This window comes from Nocardia sp. FBN12 (assembly GCF_054031145.1).
In genome coordinates, this window is record NZ_CM132926.1 from 4,462,660 (window position 1) to 4,488,093 (window position 25,434).

At 66.8% G+C, this 25,434-nt stretch carries 22 protein-coding genes and 1 tRNA gene; 11 read left to right on the forward strand and 12 right to left on the reverse strand.

The features are described from left to right. The first annotated feature begins 85 nt into the window (after positions 1–85). Genes ACWZHB_RS21150 through ACWZHB_RS21165 form a run of 4 tightly spaced genes read left to right on the forward strand, consistent with a single transcriptional unit; the run spans position 86 to position 5,729 of the window. Positions 86–442: a PadR family transcriptional regulator gene (locus tag ACWZHB_RS21150; RefSeq protein ID WP_427903576.1), complete on the forward strand. Its 357-nt coding sequence runs from the start codon at positions 86–88 to the stop codon at positions 440–442. After that, positions 433–1,770 carry a permease prefix domain 1-containing protein gene (locus tag ACWZHB_RS21155; RefSeq protein WP_427903577.1) on the forward strand — a complete coding sequence of 446 codons (1,338 nt, stop codon included), beginning with the start codon at positions 433–435 and terminating at the stop codon, positions 1,768–1,770. Before ACWZHB_RS21150 ends, ACWZHB_RS21155 begins: the two co-directional genes overlap by 10 nt. 47 nt (positions 1,771–1,817) lie before the next feature. Then, the gene (locus ACWZHB_RS21160; protein WP_427903578.1) at positions 1,818–3,215 is read left to right on the forward strand and encodes a 3' terminal RNA ribose 2'-O-methyltransferase Hen1; all 1,398 of its coding nucleotides are present in this window, start codon (positions 1,818–1,820) and stop codon (positions 3,213–3,215) included. Further along, positions 3,216–5,729: a polynucleotide kinase-phosphatase gene (locus ACWZHB_RS21165; RefSeq protein WP_427903579.1), complete on the forward strand. Its 2,514-nt coding sequence runs from the start codon at positions 3,216–3,218 to the stop codon at positions 5,727–5,729. Between the two features lie 214 nt (positions 5,730–5,943). On the opposite strand, the gene ACWZHB_RS21170 is transcribed toward ACWZHB_RS21165, so the two are convergent. Together ACWZHB_RS21170 and ACWZHB_RS21175 are read right to left on the reverse strand one after the other, a co-directional pair. Then, positions 5,944–6,639 (reverse strand): class I SAM-dependent methyltransferase, encoded by a 696-nt coding sequence (locus ACWZHB_RS21170; protein ID WP_427903580.1) that lies wholly within the window; start codon positions 6,637–6,639, stop codon positions 5,944–5,946. A 37-nt stretch (positions 6,640–6,676) separates the two neighbouring features. Then, positions 6,677–7,321: a dihydrofolate reductase family protein gene (locus ACWZHB_RS21175; protein WP_427903581.1), complete on the reverse strand. Its 645-nt coding sequence runs from the start codon at positions 7,319–7,321 to the stop codon at positions 6,677–6,679. 60 nt (positions 7,322–7,381) lie between these two features. On the opposite strand from ACWZHB_RS21175, the gene ACWZHB_RS21180 reads away from it, so the two are divergent. Then, on the forward strand, positions 7,382–7,900 hold the full coding sequence (locus ACWZHB_RS21180) for a winged helix-turn-helix transcriptional regulator (protein WP_427903582.1): 519 nt from the start codon (positions 7,382–7,384) through the stop codon (positions 7,898–7,900). Positions 7,901–7,903: 3 nt separating this feature from the next. On the opposite strand, the gene ACWZHB_RS21185 is transcribed toward ACWZHB_RS21180, so the two are convergent. Next, on the reverse strand, positions 7,904–8,926 hold the full coding sequence (locus ACWZHB_RS21185; protein WP_427903583.1) for a fatty acid desaturase family protein: 1,023 nt from the start codon (positions 8,924–8,926) through the stop codon (positions 7,904–7,906). A gap of 358 nt (positions 8,927–9,284) precedes the next feature. Here ACWZHB_RS21185 and ACWZHB_RS21190 point away from each other — a divergent pair, with 358 nt between their 5' ends. Continuing rightward, positions 9,285–12,170 (forward strand): outer membrane protein assembly factor BamB family protein, encoded by a 2,886-nt coding sequence (locus ACWZHB_RS21190; protein ID WP_427903584.1) that lies wholly within the window; start codon positions 9,285–9,287, stop codon positions 12,168–12,170. Positions 12,171–12,335: 165 nt separating this feature from the next. After that, positions 12,336–14,156, forward strand: a complete 1,821-nt coding sequence (locus tag ACWZHB_RS21195; RefSeq protein WP_427903585.1) for a lipase family protein — start codon at positions 12,336–12,338, stop codon at positions 14,154–14,156. Between the two features lie 165 nt (positions 14,157–14,321). On the opposite strand, the gene ACWZHB_RS21200 is transcribed toward ACWZHB_RS21195, so the two are convergent. The 7 genes from ACWZHB_RS21200 to ACWZHB_RS21230 form a co-directional block, all read right to left on the reverse strand. Then, a tRNA-Ala gene (locus ACWZHB_RS21200) sits at positions 14,322–14,394 on the reverse strand. Positions 14,395–14,564: 170 nt separating this feature from the next. After that, positions 14,565–15,305: a DsbA family protein gene (locus ACWZHB_RS21205; protein ID WP_427903586.1), complete on the reverse strand. Its 741-nt coding sequence runs from the start codon at positions 15,303–15,305 to the stop codon at positions 14,565–14,567. A gap of 65 nt (positions 15,306–15,370) precedes the next feature. Beyond that, entirely contained in the window at positions 15,371–16,702 is a 1,332-nt protein-coding gene (locus ACWZHB_RS21210; RefSeq protein WP_427903587.1) for an MFS transporter, read from the reverse strand. After that, positions 16,699–18,336: a phosphoglucomutase (alpha-D-glucose-1,6-bisphosphate-dependent) gene (gene pgm, locus ACWZHB_RS21215; RefSeq protein WP_427903588.1), complete on the reverse strand. Its 1,638-nt coding sequence runs from the start codon at positions 18,334–18,336 to the stop codon at positions 16,699–16,701. The genes ACWZHB_RS21210 and pgm overlap by 4 nt, the downstream gene beginning before the upstream one ends. 47 nt (positions 18,337–18,383) lie before the next feature. Continuing rightward, positions 18,384–18,746, reverse strand: coding sequence for a fluoride efflux transporter CrcB (gene crcB / locus ACWZHB_RS21220; protein WP_427903589.1), 363 nt, complete (start codon positions 18,744–18,746; stop codon positions 18,384–18,386). Between the two features lie 64 nt (positions 18,747–18,810). Continuing rightward, complete coding sequence (gene crcB, locus ACWZHB_RS21225; RefSeq protein WP_427903590.1) at positions 18,811–19,227, reverse strand: fluoride efflux transporter CrcB; 417 nt, start codon at positions 19,225–19,227, stop codon at positions 18,811–18,813. Between the two features lie 173 nt (positions 19,228–19,400). Further along, positions 19,401–20,894, reverse strand: a complete 1,494-nt coding sequence (locus ACWZHB_RS21230) for an MFS transporter (protein ID WP_427903591.1) — start codon at positions 20,892–20,894, stop codon at positions 19,401–19,403. A 130-nt stretch (positions 20,895–21,024) separates the two neighbouring features. Between ACWZHB_RS21230 and ACWZHB_RS21235 the strand changes: the two genes are divergently transcribed. The 4 genes from ACWZHB_RS21235 to ACWZHB_RS21250 all read left to right on the forward strand — a co-directional run bounded on the left by ACWZHB_RS21235 (position 21,025) and on the right by ACWZHB_RS21250 (position 24,056). Next, entirely contained in the window at positions 21,025–21,702 is a 678-nt protein-coding gene (locus ACWZHB_RS21235; protein WP_427903592.1) for a TetR/AcrR family transcriptional regulator, read from the forward strand. Positions 21,703–21,759: 57 nt separating this feature from the next. Continuing rightward, positions 21,760–23,061, forward strand: a complete 1,302-nt coding sequence (locus tag ACWZHB_RS21240; RefSeq protein WP_427903593.1) for a D-arabinono-1,4-lactone oxidase — start codon at positions 21,760–21,762, stop codon at positions 23,059–23,061. Between the two features lie 131 nt (positions 23,062–23,192). After that, positions 23,193–23,606, forward strand: coding sequence for an arsenate reductase ArsC (locus ACWZHB_RS21245; RefSeq protein ID WP_427903594.1), 414 nt, complete (start codon positions 23,193–23,195; stop codon positions 23,604–23,606). 51 nt (positions 23,607–23,657) lie between these two features. Further along, entirely contained in the window at positions 23,658–24,056 is a 399-nt protein-coding gene (locus ACWZHB_RS21250) for a VOC family protein (RefSeq protein ID WP_427903595.1), read from the forward strand. On the opposite strand, the gene ACWZHB_RS21255 is transcribed toward ACWZHB_RS21250, so the two are convergent. After that, entirely contained in the window at positions 24,032–24,520 is a 489-nt protein-coding gene (locus ACWZHB_RS21255) for an NUDIX domain-containing protein (protein ID WP_427903596.1), read from the reverse strand. The genes ACWZHB_RS21250 and ACWZHB_RS21255 overlap by 25 nt on opposite strands. A gap of 122 nt (positions 24,521–24,642) precedes the next feature. After that, a complete protein-coding gene (locus ACWZHB_RS21260; protein WP_427903597.1) occupies positions 24,643–25,338 on the reverse strand; it encodes a helix-turn-helix domain-containing protein in 696 nt (231 codons plus the stop codon). Positions 25,339–25,434: the final 96 nt, after the last annotated feature.

Genomic DNA, 25,434 nt, shown 5'->3' on the forward strand with positions numbered 1-25,434 from the left:
ATTCCTAACCCTAGGTGGCGACATCCACACCCTGATACCTAGATCTGCTAGGTTATACCCTAGATGTTCTAGGTATAGGAGTGCGATGCGCATAGACAAAGACCTGGTGGCGGCCTCGGCGACACCGCTGGTGCTGGGGATTCTGGCCGAAGGTGAGTCGTACGGCTATGCCATCCTCGAGCAGGTCGGCAAGCTCTCGCACGGACGGATGCAGTGGACCGACGGGATGCTGTATCCCCTGCTGCACCGCTTGGAGCGACTGGGGCACGTGTCCTCGACCTGGCGGGTGTCCGAGGGCGGGCGCCGCCGCAAGCACTACCTCATCACCGATTCGGGCCGGGCCGCCCTCGCCGAACGACAAGCCCAGTGGAGCGTGGTCGCCGAGGCACTGGACCAGGTCTGGCGCAGCACCACCCAGCCGGTGGCGAAGGGATGGGCGTGATGGAGTTGCAGGTTCTCATCGACCAGTGGCGCGGCTACGTCCAGCGTCATCGTGCGATCTCGGTTGCCGATGTGGACGAGATGGAAGACCATCTGCGCGAGCGGATCTCGACACTGGAGGCAGCGGGACTGTCCGGCGACGAGGCGTTTCTCGTCGCGGTCAAACGCATGGGCAGCATGGACGCGATCTCACGCGAATTCGCGCGCGAGCACTCCGAAAGACTCTGGAAGCAACTGGTTCTGGTACCGGAGGAGTCCGAGACCGGCCCGGGCAATCGTGAGCTGATGGTGGTGCTCGCACTCGCCGTCATGGCCGGGCTCGCGGTGAAAGCGGGCTTCACCTGGCTGGACGGTTCCGCCCCCGGCCGCAATATCAGCCTGCTCGTATTCCCCTTCCTCGCAGGCTATTTCGCGTGGAAACGGCAGGTTTCCGGGCGGGTGGCCGCGATTCTGGCCGTACCGTTCGCGCTCACCGCGCTGGTTCTGAATCTGTATCCGTTCGAGCTCGAAGGCGCCACCGAGATCATCGCCGCGATCCACGCGCCGATTCTGCTGTGGCTGGTGGTCGGCCTCGCCTACACCGGCGGCGACTGGCGATCCGGACGGCGGCGGATGGACTTCATCCGGTTCACCGGGGAATGGTTCGTCTATCTGACGTTGCTGGCCCTCGGCGGCGGCGTGCTGATCGGACTGACAGTCGGGGCGTTCGAGATGCTGGATCTCGACATCGAGCCGGTGATCGAGTACTGGGTGCTGCCCTTCGGCGCCGCGGGGGCCGTCATCGTCGCCGCCTGGCTGGTCGAGGCGAAGCAGAACGTCGTGGAGAACATCGCGCCGGTGCTGACCCGGGTCTTCACTCCGCTCACGATCGTGATGCTGCTCGCGCTGCTCGCCGGACTCGCGTCCACCCGCAGCCTGACGACGATCGACCGCGAAATGCTGATTCTGATGGACCTGGTCCTCGTCCTGGTTCTCGGCCTGATCCTGTACACCATCTCGGCCCGCGACCCGCTGACCCCACCCGGCTTCTTCGACCGCCTGCAAGTGCTCCTGGTGGTCACCGCGCTGGCCGTCGACGTGATCATGCTGGCCGCCATGCTCAACCGCATCGCCGAATTCGGCTCCACACCGAACAAGGTGGTCGCGCTCGGCCTGAATGTGGTCCTGCTGGTGAACCTGGTGTGGTCGGGCTACCTCGGTGTCGGATTCGTGCGCGGCACCAAGACCTTCGCCGCGCTCGAACGCTGGCAGACCGACTACCTCCCCGTCTACGGCGTCTGGGCAGCGGCCGTGATCGTCGCCATCCCACCGTTGTTCGACTTCATCTGAATCGGCACAAGGCGAAAATCGCTGGCGGGGCGTGACAGGATCAGCAAGTGCTCTTGACGATCTCCACGACTCACACGCCGGCGACAGACCTCGGATACCTCCTGGTCAAACATCCCGACCGCGTGCAGTCGTTCACGACCACCGGCGGCACGGCACACGTCTTCTACCCCCAGGCCGACGCCGACCGCTGCACCGTCGCGTTGCTGCTGGAAGTCGACCCGGTGGAGCTGGCACGGCCGAGCAAGGGGCACAACGGATCCGCGCTCGGCCGCTACGTGAACGACCGGCCGTATGTGGCGTCGAGCCTGCTGTCGGTGGCGATGGGCAAGGTCTTCCGGTCGGCGCTGAACGGGACGAGCCGGGATCGAGCGGAGTTGGCGCAGACGCCGATTCCATTGGAGATCGACGTGCCCGCCGTGCCGTGCCGAGGTGGGACGCAGATCGTCGAAAGGCTGTTCGCGCCGCTGGGCTGGACGGTATCGACGACGTCGGAACCGCTCGATCCCGAATTTCCGGACTGGGGTTCCTCCCCCTACACCCACCTGCGGCTGACCGGGACACTGCGGCTGGCCGAGGCGCTCAACCACCTCTACGTGCTGCTGCCGGTGCTCGATGACGCCAAGCACTATTGGGTGGACGCCGACGAGGTCGACAAGCTGTTGCGGGCGGGCGAGGGCTGGCTCGGCACACATCCTGACCGTGAGCTGATCGCGCGACGATATCTGGCCGGGCGACGGACACTCACGCTGTCCGCGCTGGAACGGCTGCGGTCGGTGGACGAGGTGGTCGAGGATGCCGAAATCCCCGGAGACGCAGTCGAACGCGTCGAAGCCGCCGAGCGCCGCACGCCGCTGGTGAAGCTCCGCAAGGAAGCGGTGCTCGCCGCACTCATCGAGACCGGCGCATCGCGGGTGCTCGATCTCGGCTGTGGCCCAGGCGCTTTGCTTCTCATGCTGCAAGGCGAGGCCCGGTTCACCGAGATCGTCGGCGCCGATGTCTCGAGCGCCGCACTCTCGATGGCGGAGCGCCGCTTGAAGTTCGATCGGATGTCGGACCGGCAGCGAGCCAGGATCACGCTGATCCAATCCGCGCTGACCTACCACGACAACCGGCTGCGAGGCTTCGACGCGGCGGTGCTCATGGAGGTGATCGAACACGTCGACGAGTCCCGGTTGCCCGCACTCGAACGCGCGGTCTTCGGCCATGCCGCACCCGGCGCGGTGATCGTGACGACGCCGAACGTGGAATACAACGTGCACTACGAAACCCTCGACGGACACCGCCACGACGATCACCGATTCGAGTGGACCCGTGCGGAATTCGCCGCCTGGTCCACCCGTGTGGCCGAGACGTTCGGCTACACCGTCACCATCCGCCCGGTCGGCGACCACGACCCGCAGACCGGATCCCCCACCCAGCTCGCGCTTTTCCGGAAGGCCGCGTAAATGAACATCGACCTCCCCGAACTGTCGCTCATCGCCCTGATCGGTATCTCCGGCTCCGGCAAATCCACCTTCGCCCGCGAGCACTTCAAGCCCACCGAAGTACTGTCCTCGGACTTCTTCCGCGGCTTGGTGGCCGACGACGAGAACGACCAGTCCGCCACGAAGGACGCCTTCGACGCACTCGGTCACGTCGCCGGGATCCGGCTGCGCGCCGGACGACGGGTCGTCATCGACGCCACCAATGTGCAGAAGCACGCGCGCGCCGAATTAGTCGCACTGGCAAGGTCTTTCGACGTGCTGCCGGTCGCGATCGTGATCGATACACCCGAAGCTGTTGCGTGGGAACGCACTCAGGGCCGCGCCGATCGCTCGTTCGGACGCAATGTCCTTCGGCGGCAGAGCCAGGACCTGCGGCGATCACTGCGGGAACTGGGTCGAGAGGGTTTCCGCAAGGTGCACGTCGTCAGCGATCCCTCCGAGGTGACCATCACCTACGAGAAGGCCTGGAACGACCGGCGCGAACTCACCGGGCCGTTCGACATCATCGGCGATGTGCACGGCTGCCGAGCCGAATTGGAAACGCTGCTGGGCGAACTCGGCTGGTCGCTGGTTCGCGACGAGGCAGGCCGTCCGGTGGATGCCACCCATCCGGAGGGGCGTCAGGCGGTGTTCGTCGGCGACCTCGTCGACCGTGGGCCGGATTCGCCGGGTGTGCTGCGGTTGGTGATGGGGATGACCGCGAGCGGTAACGCGCTGTGCGTGCCGGGTAATCACGAGCAGAAACTGCTCAAGAAATTGCGGGGCAAGAACGTCACGGTGTCGCACGGGCTGGCCGAGACGCTCGAGCAATTGGAAGGCGAGACACCGGAATTCGTCGCCGCGGCGGCGCAGTGGATCCATGATCTGGTGAGCCACCTGCGATTGGACGGTGGGCGGCTGGTGGTCGCGCACGCCGGACTGAAGGAGGCGTACCACGGTCGCGCATCCGGGCGCGTTCGCGACTTCTGCCTCTACGGCGAATCCACTGGAGAGACAGACGAATACGGCTTGCCGGTGCGCTATCCCTGGGCACGAGACTACCGCGGTGCGGCCACGGTCGTCTACGGGCACGTGCCGACGCCGAAGGTGGAGTGGATCAACAACACCGTCTGCCTCGACACCGGCGCGGTGTTCGGTGGCGAATTGACGGCGATGCGGTATCCGGAGAAGACCTTCGTCGCGGTCGCGGCCGCCGAGGTGTACTACGAGCCGATCAAACCGCTCGCCGATGCCGAATCCGCCCGCGACAACGAGACTCTCGACCTCGCCGATGTCACCGGGCGCAGGCACCTGCGCACCGACTACGGCACGGTGATCGTCGATGCCGAGAACTCAGCTGCCGCGCTGGAAGTGATGAGCCGGTTCGCGATCGATCCTCGGCTGCTGCTGTGGTTGCCGCCGACCATGTCGCCGCCGTCGACGTCAACGGTCGAGGGCTATCTCGAATACCCCACGGAGGCGTTCGCCGACTATCGCGCGGCGGGTGTGGACAAGGTGGTGTGCGAGGAGAAGCACATGGGGTCGCGGGCCGTGGTGCTCGTGTGCCGTGATCAGGCCGAGGCTCGGTTCGGCGTGGGCTGTTCCGGTGCCATCTACACCCGCACCGGCCGTTCGTTCTTCAACGATGCGACCCTGACCGAGACCCTCCTGGATCGCGTACGTGCCGCAGCCGCACCACTTTTCGACGAACTCGATTCGGACTGGCTGCTCCTGGACTGCGAGCTGCTCCCCTGGTCGGCCAAGGCCGTCGGCCTGATCCGCACCCAATACGCGGCCGCCGGCGCCGCCGCGCGGTCCGCCCTTCCGTCCGCTGTCGCAGCACTCGACGCCGGACTGGCCCGTGGACTCGACCTCGGCGAACTGCGCGACCGCACCGCCACCCGCTCCGGGAACGCGGCCGACTTCACCACTGCCTACCGTCAATACTGCTGGCCGACAACAGGTCTCGACGGCGTCCAGATCGCCCCCTTCGCCCTCCTGGCCTCCGAAGGCGCCACCTACACCGACCGCGACCACAGCTGGCACCTCGACATCAGCGACCGCCTGGTAGCCGCCGACCCGGTAACCTTCCGCCCCACCGGCCGCCGCATCGTCGACCTCGCCGACCCCGCCACCGAAGCCGAAGCCACCACCTGGTGGCTCGAGCTGACCGCGGCAGGCGGCGAAGGCATGGTCATCAAGCCCTACGCCGGCCTCACCCACCGTGCCAAGGGCAAACTCGCCCAACCAGGCATCAAATGCCGAGGCCGCGAATACCTGCGCATCATCTACGGCCCCGACTACACCACCCCGGAACACCTCACCCGCCTCCGCGACCGCACCCTCAGCCGCAAACGCACCCTGGCCCTGCGCGAACACACCCTCGGCCTGGCCGCCCTGGACGCCGTCGCGGCCGGCGAGCCGCTGTGGCGGATCCACGAGCTGGTTTTCGCCATCCTGGCGATGGAATCCGTCCCGACCGACCCTCGCCTCTGACTACCCAAGCCACAGAGCCGCCGTTCCCACACGACTCCGTGTTCTCGGGCGGAGCAGAGGTCGCGCTTCGCTGAATTAAGGCAGGCGCGCCGTGGACCGAGCAGGCCTACCCGATCAGCTCGGTCCTGTGCGGTCTGCGGATCTTCCCGCTGGGCCGCAGGCATCTCGTCGCTGTGCGTACCGGGGTTGAGCGACACTGGATTTCGATGCGAATTCACCAGTCGTAGTAGGAGACAACCGAGGGTTGGCCGGTGTAGCCAGGGCCCGCGGTGGTGTCTGCACCGAGGTAGATGGCCGCGAAGTCGGGTCGGCCGTGGCCGTGGACCTGGCGCCGGCGGACGTCGTAGGTCAAGCCGGCCGCTCGGAGTGTATCGACGATGGTGCTGGTTGCCGGGAAGCCGTTGGAGCGACGGATTTCGGCGGGGTCGAAGTCGGCGGCGAATCGGGCCTTCGGCGCGAGCCAGCTCGTCATCGCCTCGATGAGAGCGAGTTTGTCGCCGATGTAGTGCAGTCCGTGCACGCAGGTGACGAGGTCAGCTTTGCGGGGTGGAGACCATGCTGTCGCCGAGGTGGCGAGTAGGCGCAGGCGGGGGGTGCGTGGACTGCCGAGGAAGAAGTCGACGAGGTCTATGCCGATGATGGTGAGGTCGGCGTCCGGGAATTCCTGCTCGAATCGTGCTTCGGCCTCGAGCAGCGCCCGGCCCGAACCGCAGCAGACATCGATCCAGGTGATGTCGGCCGTCGGATCGGTGCGAAGGCGTTGCGCGAGTAACTCGTACGGATCGAATCCGAGTTCTCGGGTGTAACTGTTCACACCGGACAGTCCTCGGCCACGGTTCATCGCGTTGTTCGCGACTACCGAGGACTGTTCCAGCGTCGGGTTGTCGAGCAGCACGCGATCTGTTGGCACCACACTATTATCGCCGCTGCGCAGGTCACGCGATTGCTTATCGACGCCAGAAGAAGTGGTGTACCACTCCGCTGGGGCTGGGGATCTGCTCGAGGTGGAAGCGGTCGGTGTATTCGTCGGGGCTATCCCAGAATCGTTCGCCCGCACCGATTTCCACCGGCGCGACGGCGATGTGCATCGCGTCGATGAGGTCGGCGGCGAGGAACTCGCGGACCGTCGCGACGCCGCCACCGATTCGGACATCCTTGCCGTCGGCAGCCTCGAAGGCTTGGGCGAGTGCGTCCTTCGGGGTGGCGTCGATGAAGTGGAAAGTGGTGTCGGCCAAGGTGAACGACGGGCGCTCATGGTGGGTGAGGACGAAGACCGGGGTGTGGAACGGCGGGTTGTCGCCCCACCATCCCTGCCAGTCGTAGTTCTCCCACGGGCCGCGCTGTGGGCCGAACTTGTTGCGGCCCATGATTTCCGCGCCGATGTTGACGGCCCAGTCGCGGGTGATGTAGTCATCGAGGCCGTAACTGCCCCCGGGATCGGTGCGGTTGGGCCAGTGCGCGGTGGCACCCGCCCAGGAAACGAGGTCACCCGGATTGGCGTGACCGAACGGGCGGTCGAGACTCTGCCCCTCCCCCGCACCGTAACCGTCGCTGGAAATGCTGAAGTTCTGAACGCGGACCATCTGAGCCATCGAGGTGCCCTTTCTGATTGCAATGTGCAAGCAGTGACGAACGTATCCTAAACTGATCCTATGTCGCAACCAGTTGCTCTGGAAAAGTTGCCCGTGCCGCCGGGCAAGTCGGGTTGCCCGATCAATCTGACGGTGGAGCTGCTCGGTGACCGCTGGAGCCTGATCATCCTGCGCGACATCATGTTCGGCGGTCACACGCACTTCCGGGAGCTGCTCACCGGATCCATCGAGGGCATCGCGTCCAACATCCTGGCCGCGAGACTCACCAAACTCGTCGCCGCCGGCCTGCTCACCCGCGACGACGACCCGAGCCATCGTCAGAAAGTCGAATATCACCTCACCGAGGCCGCGATTCAGCTCGTTCCGGTGCTGGCCGCGCTGGGTGCGTGGGGCGCGCGATGGTTGCACACGTCGCCGGAGCTGACCGTGCGCGCTGAGTTACTGGCCGCGGGCGGGCCGCCGATGTGGGATCGATTCATGGATGAACTGCGAGCCACCCATCTGCGCGGCGCGCCACTTCCCGCCGATGGGGTGCTCGCGGAACTCACCGCCGCCTATCTCGAGGCGGTCGGCGAGTAGGCCCTACGAGGTGGTCTGCACCTGGCGGCCGACTTCGTTCAAACTGGCCATCGCCTGACGGTAGGACTCGAACAAACCGGTCTCGCAATAGGGAACATCGATCTCGGCGCAGAACTGGGCGACCATCGGCTGCGCGTGACGCAGGTTGGCGCGCGGCATGGACGGGAACAGGTGGTGCTCGATCTGGTAGTTCAGCCCGCCCATCGCGGTGTCGACGAGAAAACTGCCGCGCACATTGCGGGAGGTGAGCACCTGGCGGCGCAGGAAGTCGGTGTTGTCGCCGTCGGGCAGAACTTCCATGCCCTTGTGGTTCGGAGCGAAGGTGGAGCCCATGTACAGACCGAACAGGCCCTGCTGAATCGCGATGAACACCAACGCTTTACCCGGCGACAGCACCAGGAACGCCGCGGACAGGATGCCGATGAAGTGGGCGGCGAGCAGCGCGCCCTCCCAGATGCGGTTCGGAATCGGCCAGCGGAACACCGCGACGATGCTCTTCCAGTGCAGGCTACCGCCCTCCAGCAGCAGCAGCGGGAAGAACAGCCACGCCTGGTAGCGGAAAATGAATCGGCGCCAGCCCTTTCCGGCCTTCGCGCGCTCGCCGGAGAACGCGAGCACCCCCATCGCGTCCGGGTCCATGCCCTCGGTATTGGGATGGGCGTGGTGGCGGTTGTGGTTGCTGGTCCACCAGCCGATGCTCAGCCCGATCATGAGGTTGCCCGCGATCAAGCCGTACAGATAGTTGGCCTTGCGACCGGCGAAGATCTGCTTGTGCCCCGCATCGTGTCCGAGGAACGCGATCTGTGAGAACACCGCGGCCAGGAACACCGCGACCAGCAGCGTCCACCACGAGTCACCGAGGGCGAAAAACGCCGCCCAACCAGCAACGAAGGCCCCCGCGGTCAGCGCGCTCTTCCACCCGTAATACCCCACCTGCCGGTCGAGCAGGTCCGCCGCCCGGATACGACGCAACAGGACCGAGTACTCACTGCCACGCACGGGAACGACATCAGACGCGATAACCACGGCACAAGCATGGCGTACGCACACTACGGCCGGGTGAACGGGTTGCAGATCACCCCACTCCGACACCCGACATCCCGGTCCTCGACTATCCCTGTTGCGAGTCGGAGGCCAGAACCTTGGTGGCGAAGTTCGCCAGCTGCGTGCGCATCCTTTCGCGCGGAATGCCCTCTGGTCCGGCCAATTGCTCGACGAGGCGTTGCAAGGGTGCCCATGTGTCTCCTCGATCTGGTTGCATGGGCGAGGGCGTGGTTGACTCGATACGACGCTGCGGCAACGTAATCCGATATTGTCACCGGCCCGGCGTGGCACGCTGGGCTGAAGGGATCGGAACATGGCGATGGGGTGGGACCAGGCAATCGTGCGTGACGATAAGCAGATACGTCCGATCGGGATGCTGGGGGTATGGGCGATCGCCCTGGCCGCCGCGGTTGTGATCATGATGTTCGTCAGTGCGATCGCCGACTGGATACTGCTGGCGGACTTCGAACGAAGCTGGAGACAGCCGACAGGGACACGCACGGAGTGGCAGTCATACACCTGGGCCGGAATCATCTCGGCCATCCTGCAACTCGGTGCAGGAGTGACCGTCATCACGTGGTTGTGGCGGGCGCGCCGCAATGCCGAAGCACTGTGCGCCGCACGCCATCGGCGTTCCATGGCATGGGTGATCGGCGGCTGGTTCTGCCCGGTGGTCAATGTGTGGTTCCCGCACACGATCATGTCCGACGTGTGGCGCGCGAGTGACCCGCACACACCGCCGGACGCGCTGGACCTGCGCGGCCGTCGCGCCAGCGGATGGGTAACCGCGTGGTGGTTGTTTCTGCTGCTCGGGTGGGTGCTCGGGTTCGTCGCGTTGATTTTGGGCCTCCCGGCGGTGCGGACGGAACGAGCCGGTGATTACGTCATCTATGGGCACGCCCCGGTGGGCGGATTCGGGCTGATAGCAGTGGAATTGATCCGGGCAGGTGTGGTCGCGGTCGCGGCGTTCTGCCTGGGCGCAGTGATCATCCAGGTGCAACGCCGGCAGCAAGCTCGGGCGGCTCAGCAACCGGATACGGAAAGACCACAGCCGCCGACTTCGCTGCCGACCGGTGCCGCGGTTGACGCATCCCTGGTCGGACCGGCCAGGCAGTCCGGCCCGCGAACGCTGCCGTTGCGGGCTTCCGCTCCGTCGACGATCGGTCCGTACGTGCTGATCGGCCTGCTCGGTTCGGACGCACGCGGCGATACCTATTTGGGTTGTGCCCCTGGCGCAGACAATGTTGTCGTCCAGACCGTGCACTCGGACCGCGGAACCGATATCAGCGACCGAAGCGAGCTTGCACAGGTTTTCGCGGCCGCGCGAGCCGTGCACAGCGACTTCACACCGACGGTCCTGGACGCGGACCCGCAAGCTCCGCAGCCGTGGATAGCAACCGAATACGTCACCGGCCCTTCGCTGCGCGAGCTGGTGACCGAACACGGGCCGCTGCCACTACCGGCCGTCGAGAAAATCGGTATCGGTATCGCGCACGCCTTGACCGCCATCCACGGCGCGGGTCTGGCGCACGGCGCCATCACCCCGCAGTCGGTGATCATCACCGAAACCGGCTCTCGGGTAATCGATTTCGGTCTTCCCAGGCCCCATTTCGCACCGTCGGCGTTCACGTCGCCGGAACAGCTCACCGGGGAACCGGGCGGACCCGCCGCCGATGTGTTCGCCATGGGCGCTGTGCTTTCCTACGCACTGATGGGGCGTCCTCCCTTCGGCGACGCCAACGCCGCGACGCTCCTGCATCGCGTGGCCACCCAGCCACTGGACCTCACCGGCATACCCGACACCAGACTCCGCTTCGTCATCGCGGGCTGCCTCGCGGCACATCCCGGTGCCCGGCTCACGACTACACAGATACTCCGACAGCTCGAAGCCACATCGCTGGGCGGGCGGGCACCGGCCCCGTCGTTCGAACCGCCCGCAGTACCGACCACCGAGGTTGTGGGTAACCTACCGAACTCGCCCAGCCCGAGTTCGGGGCCCACGTCGCTGGGCCGCAGAACCATGCTCACCAAGGGGCTGATCGGGCTCGGCGCGGGCTTGCTCGGCACCGGCGCCCTCGTCGGCGGTGGCTGTGCCGCGGTAGCGCTGGTGACGCGCGACGAGGAAACGCCGAAGGCCGAGCCCGAACCACTCCCCGGCCAAATCCTTTGGCAAGCCAAGATCCGTCCCAACACCGACAGCGACGGATCGCCACCTGTCGTCGCCAACGGACGCGTCTTCCTCTGCGGTCAGGACGACCGGCTGCACGCGCTTGACGCGGCAACCGGCGCAGTGCGGTGGAGTGTCGAGATCGGCAGCAAGCTCGCCGACCATTCGCGGGTCCTGGTCATCTCGAACGACACCGTGGTCGTCAACGGCGAGCGCTCGTTGATCGGGTTCGACGCGACCACCGGAGCGCGGCGATGGGCGACCGGAGCCCTCAGTGGCAACGACCTGTCCGCAACAAACGACCCGCCCTACGTCTATGCCGGAACGGGTCCGAGTTCTGGCTTCAACATTGTGGCACTCGATGCCGAGAGCGGTACCCCACGCTGGACGACCCCGGCTGACACCGGAGGCCCCGGCCGGATGTACTTCACCGCGGGCAACGGTGTTGTCGCAGCCGTCCAGGGCGATTCGCTTTTCGTCCTGGATTCCGTCAGTGGCGCGATCCGGTGGCGGGCCACCGTGGGTGAGGTGAGTGCCTACGACCCTGTCGACCGGCCCGCCATCGCCGCCGACACCGTGGTGGTCTCCAAGTTGCGGCAGCCCCAGATCCAGGTCTTCGATCTTGCCTCCGGCGAACCGCTGTGGGCTCTGGGCACACGCGGCGAATTCCGCGCCGACCGCGGTCGATACGCCGTCCCAGACGGGGATGCGGTCGTCCTCGGCGGCACACCGGAAGAATATGGTGGCGGCACGGCGCCGAGCACACCGCTGGAATCGCTCGACCGCAGGACCGGCAGGAAGCGATGGTCGAAAGTCAGTGGCGCGGGGCATATGGGGGCGCCTTTCGCGGCCGACGGAACCGTATTCGCAGTGTGGGAATCTCGAGTCCACGCATTCGACGCGGCCACCGGCACACTCCGATGGGAATGCAAGATCGGTACTGCTGTAGACGAAGGCCAATGGCAACGCGACCCCGCCGCGGCATGCAGTTCGATCGCGATCGCCGACAAGAGGGCATATGTGTACGGCGGGTTCGGCGTGTACGCGATCCGGGTATGACACGACATCACCCCACTTCAGCCAGTTCGGCATGACGCACCACGGTGCACCGCTCGGCAGCGCTTGTTCGACCTGTTCAGGCGATATTCTTCGATCTCCTCGATGCGCTTCACGGCGGACGATCAGGTGTCGGGGTGTTGGCTGAACCGCGGCAAAGGGGCTGAGTTGAGCGACGATTCGTTGAACGAACAGGCTGAGCACGGCGACGGGGCAACGTTGCGCAGGCGGGTGCACGAGTTGTCGACTCCGCTTCGCAGTGCGATCGGGATCGCGGCCGTCGCTGTGGGTGCACTGCTGGTTCTCGCTCCGATGCGGGTGCAGATGGTCGCGCTCGTTACCGGTGCCGGCTTCGTTCTCGTGGGGGTGGCGGCGGCGTTGATTCCGCACGCGGCGCCCGGACGCGTTCCACTGCACGCGCGGGTACTCGGCGGCGTGCTCGTCGTGCTGGGTGTGGCGATGGCCGTGTGGCCGAGTGCAGGGGCGCCGGGGCTCGCGTTTCTCATCGGGGCGGCGCTCATCGTTCATGGAGTCCTCGCGGTGTGGCAGGCGGTGCGCGACGATGGGGCTCGTCGGGGCGGTGTCGACCGGCGTATCACCGCGGCGCTCACCGCGATCGCGAGCATCACTGTCGGCGTGGTCGCCTTCTCCTGGCCGGTCCTCACCCTCGTGTTATTCCGGTTCGGGGTCGCCGCGTGGTTCGTCTTCTTCGGATTGCAGTTGCTGTTCACCACACTGCTCGGGCTCCGAGGACGGGCGAACCGGCACGACGACGTCAACCCTCACTGGGTCCGAACGGTCGCTGCCGCTTCGGCACTCGCGATCGCGGTCCTGCTCGCCTACGGCAGTGTTCGGATTCTGTCGGGCGTGCCGCTGCCCGAGCCCGGCCCGTTCTACACAGCGCCCGCGAACGTGCCGGACGAACCAGGTCGGCTGCTGCGCTCAGAACCGCTCGACGAAGGCGTTCCCGATGGTGCGCGGGGGTGGCGAATCCTCTATACGACAACGCATCCCGACGGCACCGCCGCCGTGTCGAGCGGCACGATCCTCGCTCCCGCGAACCCGTCGGCCGATCCGTATCCTCTGCTGACCGTCGCCCACGGCACCACCGGGATCGCGCCGAAGTGCGCGCCGTCGCTGGCTGCCGCGCCGTTCGACGACGGCGCCGGTACCGCGCTCCGGCAGTTGGTGACCGAACACGGCTGGGTCGCGGTGACCTCGGACTACATCGGGCTAGGAACCCAGGGCACCCACCCGTACCTCGTCGGGGAGGCCGAGGCACGCAACGTGCTTGATGCTTCTCGCGCGGCACAGCAGTTCGACGAGATCTCGACGACCACCGACACCGTCGTCTGGGGACATTCGCAGGGCGGCCAAGCGGCGCTGTGGACGGGTCAGGTCGCTAAGAGCTACGCCCCCGAGTTCACCATCAAGGGCGTCGCCGCTTTCGCCCCCGCCGCTGATCTCTACGGTCTCGCGGAGGCAGACAAATCCGAGGTCGGCGGCAAGACCATCTCCGCCTACATCGCGAACACATGGAATCTCCTCTACCCCGAACTCCAGCTCACCGAGCACCTGACACCAGGTTCGAAACACGGCGTCGAGAAGATCAGAAACCTGTGCTTCAACGGCAAAGACGCCCTCCCCGCGATCCTGCGCGGCTCGCAGATCCCGAACCAGGTCTTCCCGGACAGCCTTCTCGACGGCGAGTTCGGCACCCTGCTGAAGCGCCAGACTCCCACCGGCCCATTTCCAGCCCCGGTACTTGTCGCGCAAGGTCTCGCCGACCCGCTGGTCAAGCCCGCGCTGCAACAGAATTGGATCGACGCCCGCTGCGCAGCGGGCGAACCGATCGACTACCGCACCTTCCCCGGCCTCAGTCATATGAGCCTCGTCGCGCCCGATTCACCCCTCACACCCCAGCTCGTGCAATGGACCCTCGACCGCTGGACCGGCGTCGCCCCAACGCCAACCTGCAACGCAGGGTGATCACGGGACATCCGGCCCCAGAGTCTCTCGCGCCAGCGTGGCGCTGAGGACTCGGCGGTGGACGGTGTGGGCTCGGTAGCGGCGACCGGACCAGTCGAGGCGCACGATCAGATAGCGCAGAAACAACAAAGGTCCGGCTCGAAAGCCGGACCTTTGTTGTTTGGGTGGAGCTAAGGGGACTCGAACCCCTGACCCCCACACTGCCAGTGTGGTGCGCTACCAGCTGCGCCATAGCCCCGTGTTCAGTTGTTGCAGTGGCTCTCGCTGCTGCCTGAATGAAGTTACACCATGGTTCTCGGGGAGAACAAATCGGCTGGTAGATGGGGGAAACGTGAGGTTTCGGGTGGGGGTTCGGGTGGGACGGATCGGGTGGTCAGGGGTAGAATGTGCCGAACCTCACGCGGGGGCTCAGGGGGCCAGGTTCACTACCCAGTTCTCGTCGAGCCAGTCGATCTTGGTGGTGCCGTCGTAGATGGCGGGGGTGGCGGCCTTGTCGCCGGTTCGGGCGTCGAGGTCGGCGAGATTCTTCGCGGCGGCCGTCTTCGCGGCCTCGTTCTCGGCGCTGTTGTTGATGCACGCGGCGACCGGCTCGGGGGCGCCGGATTCGGTGGCGAGGGTGGCGAGGGCGGGGTTGCTCAGATCCGGGCCGCCTTCCTCTGGCTGCTTCTTCGTGAACAGGGCCTCGTGGAACTTGCTGTAGGTCGCACCGGAACCGGCTTGGGCGACACAGAGATTCGCGGCGACCGCGCGGGTGGAGTAGTCGTTGCTCTTGGACTGGGCGTCGAGGAACGCCACGAGGTGGTAGTTCACCGCGAGCTTGCCCTCGTCGATTTTCTGGGCGAGCTCCTGACCGAAGGTCGTTTCCATCACGCCGCACGCGGGGCAGATCGGGTCTTCGAAGATCTCGATGGTCTTCGCGGCATCGGGGCGACCGAGCCGGATGACACCCTCGGGCGTGGTCGTGACCTGTACGGCGGCCTCGCGCACGGCGCCGTAGCCGTCGTTGCGGACCTCGGTTGGTGCTTGCTTGTTCCACTTGAACGCCGCGAAGACCAGAAACCCGATCACGACGACCGCCACCGCGGCCAGCGCGTAGGTGGTGTTGCTGGAAACGGGGCGCGGATTGTGCGAAGAACCGGCTGTGCTCACCCGTCCACTCTGCCTCGAGTCACCGGCGGCGTGCCGCTCGGGCACGCCGAAAGTGCACTGACCAGCTAGTGCGGCTTCTGGTAGTCGCTGGATCGACCGGCGGGAACCATCCCGTCGCGCACCACCGGCACGCCATCGGGACTGCCGTCGCAGGTGCACTGCGGGTCGATGCCGTCACCCGCGTGATCGGGGTGCTCGGGGTCTTCGGGATGAATGATCCGCGAGGGCTCGGGAGTCACCAGCCAGACCGCGGCCGACACCGCGAGGATCGAACCGGTGACCGCCATGCCCACCCCGAACGAGGTGCGCTCCGCCAGCCAGCCGATGACGATCGGGCCGAGCACGGTGCCCAGATCGGCCGACATCTGGAACGCGGCAAGCACCGGACCACCGCGAGCCCGCGAACCGATCACATCGGCCAGCGCCGCCTGCTGCACGGGGCTGAACATCCCCGACCCCAGCCCCGCGATGAACGACGCGACCAGGAACCACGCGATATTCGGTGCGAAGCCGAGTGCACCGGTGCCGAGCGCGCAGATCACCGACCCGGCGATCAGGAACGGTTTTCGGCCGAACTTGTCCGAGAGCCTGCCCGACAGGAACAGCACCGCCGCGTTGCCAGCGGCGAACACCGTCAGCGCGACGCCCGCCATGCCGACTTCCTGATGCAGCGTCTCCACGACCAGCAACGGCACGAACGCCATTCGCACACCGAACACCGCGATGCCACCGGCGAAACTCGACAGCAGCACCGCCCGATACGCGGGTTCGGCCCAGCCTTGCCGGAAGCTGAATTCGATGGACTTCGCACCGTTCTCCGGAGCGAGCACCGGCGATTCACGCAGCCCGGCGAACACGATCACACACACGATGAGCAGCGCGGCCATGTAGATGAGGAACGGCGCACGCAGCCCGAAACTGGCCAAACTACTGCCGACCAGCGGCCCGACCAATGAGCCGATCAGGAAGCTGGTCGAGTAGACACCCGAAACCCGCCCGCGCGCCGCAGGCGGCGACACCCGGATGATCAGCGCCATCGACGACACCGTGAACATCGTCGACCCGATGCCGCCGAGCGAACGCAGCACCAGCAGTTGCCAATACGTCTGCGCCAGCGCGCACGCCCCGGTCGACACCGCGACGATCACGATGCCGGCCAGATACACCCGCCGCTCGCCCAGCTTCTGGACGAGCCGCCCACTGGCGGGCGCGAACAGCAACCGCATCAACGCGAACGCGCTCACGATCGCCGAGGCCGCCGCGATGCCGACCCCGAACTCCCGCGCGTACTGCGGGAGTACCGGTGCGACGAGGCCGAAGCCCAGCGCGATCACGAAGGCCGCCGCGATCAGTACCCAGATCTCGGCGGGTAGCCGAACTTTGGCCGGCGCGCTCACTCGCCCAGCGCCTGGTTCACCATCTCCTCGGCCGCAGCCTGCACCTGGGTGAGATGTTCGGGGCCGAGGAACGATTCGGCGTAGATCTTGTATTTGTCCTCGGTGCCCGAGGGACGCGCGGCGAACCAGGCGTTCTCGGTGGTCACCTTCAGCCCGCCCAGCGGCGCGCCGTTACCGCGCGCGGTGGTGAGGATGCCGGTGATCTCCTCGCCCGCGATCTCGGTGCCGGTGACGGCGTCGGGAGTCAGGCGCGCGAGCTCGGCTTTCTGCTCGCTGGTGGCGGCGGCGTCGATGCGCGCGTAGGCGGGGCTGCCGTACTGACGTTCGAGTTCGCCATAGCGAGCCGACGGGGTCTGGCCGGTGACGGCGGCGATCTCGGCGGCGAGCAGGGCGAGCAGGATGCCGTCCTTGTCGGTGGTCCACACGGTGCCGTCCATCCGCAGGAAGGACGCGCCCGCGCTCTCCTCGCCACCGAAAGCCAAACTGCCACTGAACAATCCGGGCACGAACCACTTGAACCCGACCGGCACCTCGTACACATCCCGCCCGAGCACGCCGACCACCCGGTCGACCATGGACGAGGTGACCACGGTCTTGCCGATCTTGGTGAGCGCGTCCCACCACATCCGATTCGCGACCAGGTATTCGATCGCGACAGCCAGGAAGTGATTCGGATTCATCAGGCCACCGTCGGGGGTGACGATGCCGTGCCGGTCGGCGTCGGCGTCGTTGCCGGTGGAGATGTCGTAGTCGTCCTTGATGCCGACCAGCGCGGCCATGGCGTGCCGCGAGGACGGGTCCATCCGGATCTGGCCGTCGCTGTCGAGGGTCATGAAACGCCAGGTGGGGTCGACGAACGGGTTGACCACCTCGAGCTCGAGATCGAAGCGCTGCCCGATCTCTTCCCAGTAGTCCACGCTCGCGCCACCCATCGGGTCGGCGCCCATCCGGATGCCCGCGCCGCGAATCGCGTCCAGGTTCAACGCGTTCGGCAGGTCGGAGACGTACTGGTCGAGGTAGTCGTAGCGTTCGACATGGGATTTCATCGCCTGATCGAGCGAGACCCGTTTGACCCCGGCGAGCCCGCCGCGCAGCAACTCGTTGGCGCGCGCGGCGATGGCGTCGGTGGCCTTGGTGTCGGCGGGACCACCGTGCGGCGGGTTGTATTTGAAGCCGCCGTCGCGCGGCGGGTTGTGCGAGGGGGTGACCACGATGCCGTCGGCCTGGTGCTTGGTGCCGCCGCGATTGTGGTTCAGCACCGCATGACTCAGCGCGGGCGTCGGGGTGTAGCGGCCGCGGGCGTCGATCACCGCGGTCACGTCGTTGCCTGCCAGGACCTCCAAGGCGGTGGTCCACGCGGGTTCGGACAGGGCGTGGGTGTCGCGCGCGAGGTAGACCGGGCCGGTGATGTCACGGGTGGCGCGGTATTCGACGATCGCCTGCGTCATCGCCATGATGTGGGCTTCGTTGAACGCGCTGTCCTCGCTGGACCCACGGTGACCCGAGGTGCCGAACACCACCTGCTGGCTCGGCTCGTCCGGATCGGGCACGAGGCTGTAGTACGCGGTGACCAGGTGGGCGATGTCCACCAGGTCGGTCGGGCGGGCAGGCCGTCCGGCGCGATCGTGGGCCATGGTGGGTGTTCCCTTCCGTGTCGGCTGCGCGCGGCTGGTCATGAGGATCATGCGCACAACCACTGGGTCAGGGACGCGGCGGCGTACACCGCGGCCAGGCTCGCCGCGACGCTGATCGCGACATTGCCCACGGCGTACACGTAGGCGCCCTCGGTTACCAGACGGATCGTCTCGTACCCGAACGTGCTGAACGTGGTCAGCGCACCACAGAAGCCGGTGGCCGCGAATGCCAGCAGCGCACTGCCCGCACTCGCGCCGATCAAACCCCCGAGCAACGCCGAACCGACAATGTTAACGGCTAGCGTCCCCCATGGCAGCCCAGTCGGAAACCACGCGGACATCCGCCGGTCGATCAGGTACCGGGCCGGCGCTCCGAGCATGCCACCGGCCATCACCAGCGCCACCGTCATGCCGCGCCTCCCCGTGCGAGAGCCCACATCTCGACCATCGGCTCGCCCCCTTCCGTCGTCGAATTCATGCGGTCCCCCTCCGCGCTACCCACCTGGTCGCGATCATGGCGATGGCCACGGCACCGAGCGCCGCGAGCACCGACAGACCGAGATAGGACACCGCCGTGCCCGTCGCGCCGGTGTTGACGAGTCTACGAATCTCGAGGCTATAGGTGGAGAAAGTCGTGAAGCCGCCCAGCACACCGATTCCCAGGAACGGGCGCAGCAGTTTCGGCGCGTTCCACAGTTCGGTGACCACGACCATCAAGACGCCGATCGCGAAGCAGCCGAGCACATTCACCGTGAATGTCGACCACGGGAACCCGCCGTCGGGCACCGGCCACCAGTGACCGATACCGAAACGTGCGGTAGCACCGAGACCGCCGCCCACCGAGATCGCCGCGAGAACGGCCGGATCGAGCGCCGCGGGCGGCGATGCCATGCGTTCCCCTCCCGTTGGCAGATCCGTGTGGTGGTCGTTGCTCATGGTATCGAGACCTACCGACACCGATGCGCGCGGTGCGGCCGCGGCAAACTTTCAGCAGACCACGCGAACGAACGACGATGGCCCGAACCGATTGTCGGTTCGGGCCATCGTCTGGCGATGTTTTCAGATCAGTGCGCGAGCACCGGCTCGCCTTCGGCCGGGGCGGGCACCGTGTTCGGCATGAGCACGCCGATCACGATCGCACCGAGCACGAAAGTGGCCGTCGCCCACCAGAAGCTGGTGGTGTAGCTCTCGATCGCGGCCTGCGCCATGGTGAGCGGGCCCGGCTGATGCGACGACACGTAGTCGGTCATCGCCGAGGCCGCGATGGTGCTGAGCAGCGCGGTGCCGATGGAACCACCGACCTGCTGGCTGGTGTTGACCATCGCCGAGGCGACGCCGGCGTCCTCGTGCTGCACGCCCGCCGTCGAACCCTGGAAGGCGACGGACATCGCACCACCGAGGCCGAGGCCGAGCAGCACCAGCGCGGGCAGGATGTGGGTGACATAACCCGAGTCGAGGCCGATCTGCGTGAGCCACAGCATGCCCACCGCGGCGACCAGGAAACCGCCGCTGATGACGACCTTGGGGCCGACCTTCGGCAGCAGCAGCGACGGCGCGGTGGTCGAGGAGACCACCATGCCCGCCACCATCGGCAGGAACGCCAGGCCGGTCACGATCGGCGTGTACGCCAGGGTCAGCTGCATGTAGTAGGTGAGGAACAGGAAGATCGCGAACATGCCGATGCCCATGATGAACACGGTCAGGTACGCCGCGCCACGGGTGCGGTCGGCGACGATGCGCAGCGGCAGCAGTGGGTGAGCGACCTTGGTCTCGATCCACACGAAGGCCGCGAGCAGCACGGCGCCACCGATCAGGAAGGCCAGCGTGGCCGGGTCGCTCCAGCCGTTGGACTCGGCGTGGGAGAAGCCGTAGACGATGGCGAACAGCGCGACGGTGACGGCGACGGTGCCGGTCCAATCGAGCTTGGGCCGCGAGGTCGCGACGTGCTTGGCGAGCAGCAGCACGGCGCCGACGAGCGCGACGGCGGCGAAGATCAGGTTCACATACATCGCCCAGCGCCACGACGCCCACTCGGTGAGCACGCCACCGAGGAGCAGACCGATCGCGCCACCGGTACCGGCAACGGCGCCGAAGATGCCGAAGGCCTTCGCCCGTTCCTTGGGTTCGGTGAAGGTGACCGTGAGCAGCGAGAGCGCGGCGGGCGCGAGCAGCGCACCGAACACACCCTGGCCGACGCGGGCCGCGACGAGCATCTCGAAGCTGGTGGCCGCGCCGCCGACGGCCGAGGCCACCGCGAAGCCGATCAGACCGACGATGAAGGTGTTGCGGCGACCGAACAGGTCGCTGAGCCTGCCGCCGAGCAGCAGGAGGCTGCCGAAGGCCAGCGCGTAGCCGGTGATGACCCACTGGCGGTCACCGTCGCCGAAGCCGAGGTCGGCTTGGGCGGCGGGCAGGGCGATGTTCACGATCGTCGCATCGAGCACGACCATCAGCTGGGCGATGCCGAGGACGGCAAGCACCCACCAGCGCAGGGCGTGCGAGCCGCGACGCCCGGTATCCGCGGAGCTCTTGGGCTCCGTGTCGAGTGTGGTGGTCATAACTCCCCTTGGAAGGCTGCGGGCGGTTGCTGGGTGGCATAATCGGAGATAACGCCTCCGCTTCATTCGAAGCTACCAGAGTAACGGAGAAACGACCTCCACTTAATCCCCGGATTGATAGGATGTACTTGTGAATCACGCCACGACGACTGCCACACCACCTCGCAGATTGCGCGCCGACGCCGCGCGCAACCAGCAACGCATCGTCGCGGCCGCCCGTGAGCTATTCGCCGATCACGGTCTCGAGATCACCCTCGACGATGTCGCCGAGCGCGCGGGCGTCGGCGTCGGCACGGTGTACCGGCGCTTCGCGAACAAGAAGGAACTCATTGCCGAGGTCTTCGATCAGCACGTCAAAGACTTCGCCGACGCGGCCGACGAAGCCCTCGGCAACCCGGACGCCTGGCTCGGGCTCGTCGAATTCTTCGAGAGCGCGTGCAAACACCTGGCGACCAACCGCGGTTTCGGCGAGGTGATGTTCGAGCTCGAGGAAGATCCGGCCCGATTCGCCGAGCTACGCGACCGAATCCACCCGTCGGTGACCGCGATCATCGATCGCGCGCGCGAGGCGGGCGCGATCGACTCCGACGTTGCCACCACGGACTTCTTCGCGCTGATCCACATGGTCAACTCGCTCGCCGAGTTCGCCGGGCCGGTGAATTCCGAAGTGTGGCAACGGTATATGGCCATCGCCCTCAACGGCGTTCGCACCGACTCGGTGCCACGCAGGCCACTGCTTGTCCCCCCGATGACCGACGAGGAGGTCGAGCAGGCCAAGGCCGCCGGCTGCCTCGGCCGCCGTCGCTGAGCCCCGACCCCACCCAGAAGTAGCGCGCGTCACAGTCCATCCTCTACAGTTGGACACATGACCAAGAGCACCTGGGTGAACTGGGCAGGCGAGCAGCGCTGCACACCCGCCGTCGTCGCCGCGCCGCGTGACGTCGAGGAACTGGCCGCGATCGTGGCCGATTCGGTCGCCGCGGGGCGGACCGTGCGCGTGGCCGGGTCGGGGCACTCGTTCACCGACGCGGTGCTCACCGACGGCACACTCGTCGACCTCAGCGGCCTGAACAAGGTGCTCGATGTCGACGCCGACACCGGCCGGGTGCGCGTGGAGGCCGGGATCTCGCTGCACGCGGCGAGCCCGATATTGCACGACCACGGGCTGGCCTTCCCCAATCTCGGCGACATCGATACACAGAGCCTGGCCGGCGCGACCGCCACCGCCACCCACGGCACCGGATCCCGGCTGCGCAATATCTCCGCCGCGCTGCACTCGGTGGAGTTGCTGCGTGCCGACGGCACCCGGGTGGAGCTCGACGAGCAGACCGATCCCGACGGCTGGAAGGCGGCGCGAGTCAGTGTCGGCGCGCTCGGCATCGTCACCGCGGCCACCTTGCAGCTCGCGCCGTCGTTCGTGCTGGAGTGCGTCGAAACACCGGTGGCGCTGGACGAGATCCTCGCCGATATCGACGAATTCGCCGATGGCAGTGACCATTTCGAGTTCTTCGCCTTCCCGCACAGTGGCACGGCGATGACCAAGGCCATCAATCGCACCGAGGCGCCGGAACAACCGCGCGGCAAGGTGAACGAATGGATCAACGACATCCTGATCGCCAACCATGTCTACGGCGGCATGTGCAAGCTCGGCCGGCGAATTCCCGCCGCCATTCCCGTGATTCATCGCGCGGCCACCCTGGCGGGCAGCAACAACCGGCAGGTCGACCGCTCCTACCGCGTGTTCTCCACGCCGCGGCTGGTGAAGTTCAACGAGATGGAATACGCGATCCCGCGCGCACACGCAGCGCAGGCGATCCGCGAGATACTGGCGCTGGGAAGGCGATTCGGCACGCCGATGCCGATCGAGGTGCGCTGGGTCGCGCCCGACGACGCCTTCCTCTCCCCCGCCGGCGGCCGCGAGACCTGCTACATCGCGGTGCACCAGTACGAGGGCATGGTGTGGGAGCCGTATTTCCGTGCGTGCGAGGCGGTGTTCAACACCTATGACGGCAGGCCGCACTGGGGCAAACGCCACTTCCAGACCGCCGAGACGCTGCGCCCGCGCTACCCCGAATGGGACCGCTTCGCCGCGGTACGACGCCGCTTCGACCCCACCGGGGTATTCGCCAACGACTACGTGAACCGGGTGCTCGGCACCCTCGACTGAGGCGGACACACCTCGGACAACAGTGTCGCCGGTTCGTCCGCACGCGCCCCCGACGGTGCGCCCGGATGGAATGATGGGCGGTGATAGCCGAAGCGCCACAAGCACTTCGCCCCTGCGCCGAAAGGGCGACCATGGCCCACACTCCCACAGTGTTGTTCGTCTGCGTCCACAACGCGGGCCGATCACAGATGGCGGCGGGCTTGCTGCGCGCCATGGCCGGTGACCGGATCGAGGTGCGCACCGCGGGCAGCGACCCGGCGCCCGCGCTGAACCCCGCCGCGGTGGCGGCCATGGCCGAGATCGGGATTGATATCTCCGGCGAACGACCAAAGCCGCTCACCGATGACGTGGTCGGGCTCTCGGACGTGGTGGTCACGATGGGGTGTGGCGAGGTGTGCCCGTACTTTCCCGGGATCAGCTATCGCGACTGGGTGCTGTCGGATCCGGCCGGGCAGCCGATCGAGGTGGTGCGCAGCATTCGCGATCACCTGCAGATCCTGATCGGCAATCTGATCGCGGAACTGGTGCCGGTGCCTGCGCGCTGAACGTCCGATTCGTTCAAGACTTCGTCGGGTTCACGTGTCTACGCTGCGAATATGACTCCACAGCTCGATGTCGTGTCCGTTGTTGTTTCCGATATGGCCGCTTCGGTGGCCTTCTACCGCAAGCTGGGGCTGGTTTTCCCCGACGGCTCCGAAACCGAGGGGCATGCCGAGGCCGTGCTCGGCGGCGGGCTGCGGCTGGCGCTGGACACCGAGGCCACGATCGCCTCGTTCACGCCCGGCTGGCAGCCACCGACCGGCCCCGGCCGCAGCAGTCTCGCGTTCCGCTGCGCCGATCCGGCCGAGGTCGACAAGCTCTACGCCGAGCTCGTCGACGCCGGCCATCACGGGGAACTCCCGCCATGGGATGCCTTCTGGGGTCAGCGTTACGCCTCGCTCGTCGACCCCGACGGGCACGGAATCGACCTCTACGCGCCGTTGCCAGCCGAATAGGTCGACCAGTCGTGCGGGGCGCGCTGACGCCGCTGATACACGCCGAGCATGTCGCGGACCTCGTCGCTGACCGGGGGTTCTCCGGTGAGCCTGGTCCACAGGTGCGCGTCGTGCTCGGTGAGCGTCACCGGTCCCGTGGCGGCCACGTCGACCACGAAGGTGAACTGCCGCGTGCGGGCACCCGCGCCGGTCAGGTAGTCGAAATCGCCGAGATAGTCGCTGACCCCGGTGACCTCGAGCCCGGTCTCCTCCGCGACTTCGCGGGCCAGCGCTTCGTCGAGTGCCTCACCCGGCTCGACGACGCCGCTGGGCAGCTCCCACCGGCCACTCAGGAAATCCGATCGTCGGCGGCGCAGGATGAGTACTCGTTGATGGCGGACGATGACCGCGCCGACGACAAGCCGGCGGATTTCGTCTCGTTCAGCCTCGATACGGAGTGCGGAGTACACGGATTCGTCGATCATCAGGTCACATCCTCTCGTCGGTGTTCGGACTGTGCTGAGCACTTGCGACGGGGCGTGCTCTGTGAGCGTAACCCTCCGTCACGATGAATCCGAATGAGACTTTCCGGGCATCGAGGTGCTGGTCAGCCCATTTGTAGTGCGCGCACCGAGCATCCCGCCAGGTCACGGAATTCCCGCGACAGGTGCGCTTGGTCGGCGAAACCGGTCGTCGCCGCGATTCGCGCGGCTGGGACGCCGGTGCGAACCGCCCCCAGCGCACGTTGAAATCGCAGCACACGGGCCAGCATCTTGGGTCCGTAGCCGAACGCGGACAACGATCGCCGATGCAGCATCCGGGCCGACATACCCGTCTCGGCGGCGGTTTCGGCAACCGTCGCACCCGCCGACAACGAGTCGACGACGGCGGTGAGCGCCGGATCCGCCGGACCGTTCTCGGCGGCGAATCGTAATGCGATCGCTTCCAGCGCGGCCACGCGGTCGGGCGCGTTGTCGACCTGGTCGACGAGTGCGCGGGTGGTCCGCGACGGTGCGATCTCGGCCAGGTCGACCCGCTGGTTCAGCAGCTCCACCGCCGGAATCCCGAGCAACGTCGGCGCGGTGCCCGGCGCGAACCTGATGCCGGCGAATTCGCTCGCCCGCGCGGTCGGCGCGCGGAACGCCCGATCGTCCGGACCCGCCACCATCAACGTGCCCTCGGTCCAGATCAGATCCATGCACCCGTCCGGAAACACGGTGACCGGCCCCGTGTGGGCAGGCACCGTCCGCGACCAGACCACCGCTCGGTCCAGCCGCGATGCGCGTTCCCGGTATCCCGTCACCCTTCCGACGGTAGTCCTGCCCACCGACAGGTAGCTGCCGCGCTGTCATCGCGCAGTACGTAAGATCTGGCGGCACGACGTTCGCTCGGCAGAGGG

Excerpts from the sequence above, each read along its gene's own strand:
- ACWZHB_RS21150 (WP_427903576.1), top strand. The coding sequence starts at position 86 with ATGCGCATAGACAAAGACCTGGTGGCGGCCTCGGCGACACCGCTGGTG.
- ACWZHB_RS21155 (WP_427903577.1), top strand. The coding sequence starts at position 433 with ATGGGCGTGATGGAGTTGCAGGTTCTCATCGACCAGTGGCGCGGCTAC.
- ACWZHB_RS21165 (WP_427903579.1), top strand. The coding sequence starts at position 3,216 with ATGAACATCGACCTCCCCGAACTGTCGCTCATCGCCCTGATCGGTATC.
- ACWZHB_RS21175 (WP_427903581.1), bottom strand. The coding sequence starts at position 7,321 with ATGGCTCAGATGGTCCGCGTTCAGAACTTCAGCATTTCCAGCGACGGT.
- ACWZHB_RS21180 (WP_427903582.1), top strand. The coding sequence starts at position 7,382 with ATGTCGCAACCAGTTGCTCTGGAAAAGTTGCCCGTGCCGCCGGGCAAG.
- pgm (WP_427903588.1), bottom strand. The coding sequence starts at position 18,336 with ATGGCCCACGATCGCGCCGGACGGCCTGCCCGCCCGACCGACCTGGTG.
- crcB (WP_427903589.1), bottom strand. The coding sequence starts at position 18,746 with ATGACGGTGGCGCTGGTGATGGCCGGTGGCATGCTCGGAGCGCCGGCC.
- crcB (WP_427903590.1), bottom strand. The coding sequence starts at position 19,227 with ATGGCATCGCCGCCCGCGGCGCTCGATCCGGCCGTTCTCGCGGCGATC.
- ACWZHB_RS21230 (WP_427903591.1), bottom strand. The coding sequence starts at position 20,894 with ATGACCACCACACTCGACACGGAGCCCAAGAGCTCCGCGGATACCGGG.
- ACWZHB_RS21240 (WP_427903593.1), top strand. The coding sequence starts at position 21,760 with ATGACCAAGAGCACCTGGGTGAACTGGGCAGGCGAGCAGCGCTGCACA.
- ACWZHB_RS21245 (WP_427903594.1), top strand. The coding sequence starts at position 23,193 with ATGGCCCACACTCCCACAGTGTTGTTCGTCTGCGTCCACAACGCGGGC.
- ACWZHB_RS21250 (WP_427903595.1), top strand. The coding sequence starts at position 23,658 with ATGACTCCACAGCTCGATGTCGTGTCCGTTGTTGTTTCCGATATGGCC.
- ACWZHB_RS21255 (WP_427903596.1), bottom strand. The coding sequence starts at position 24,520 with ATGATCGACGAATCCGTGTACTCCGCACTCCGTATCGAGGCTGAACGA.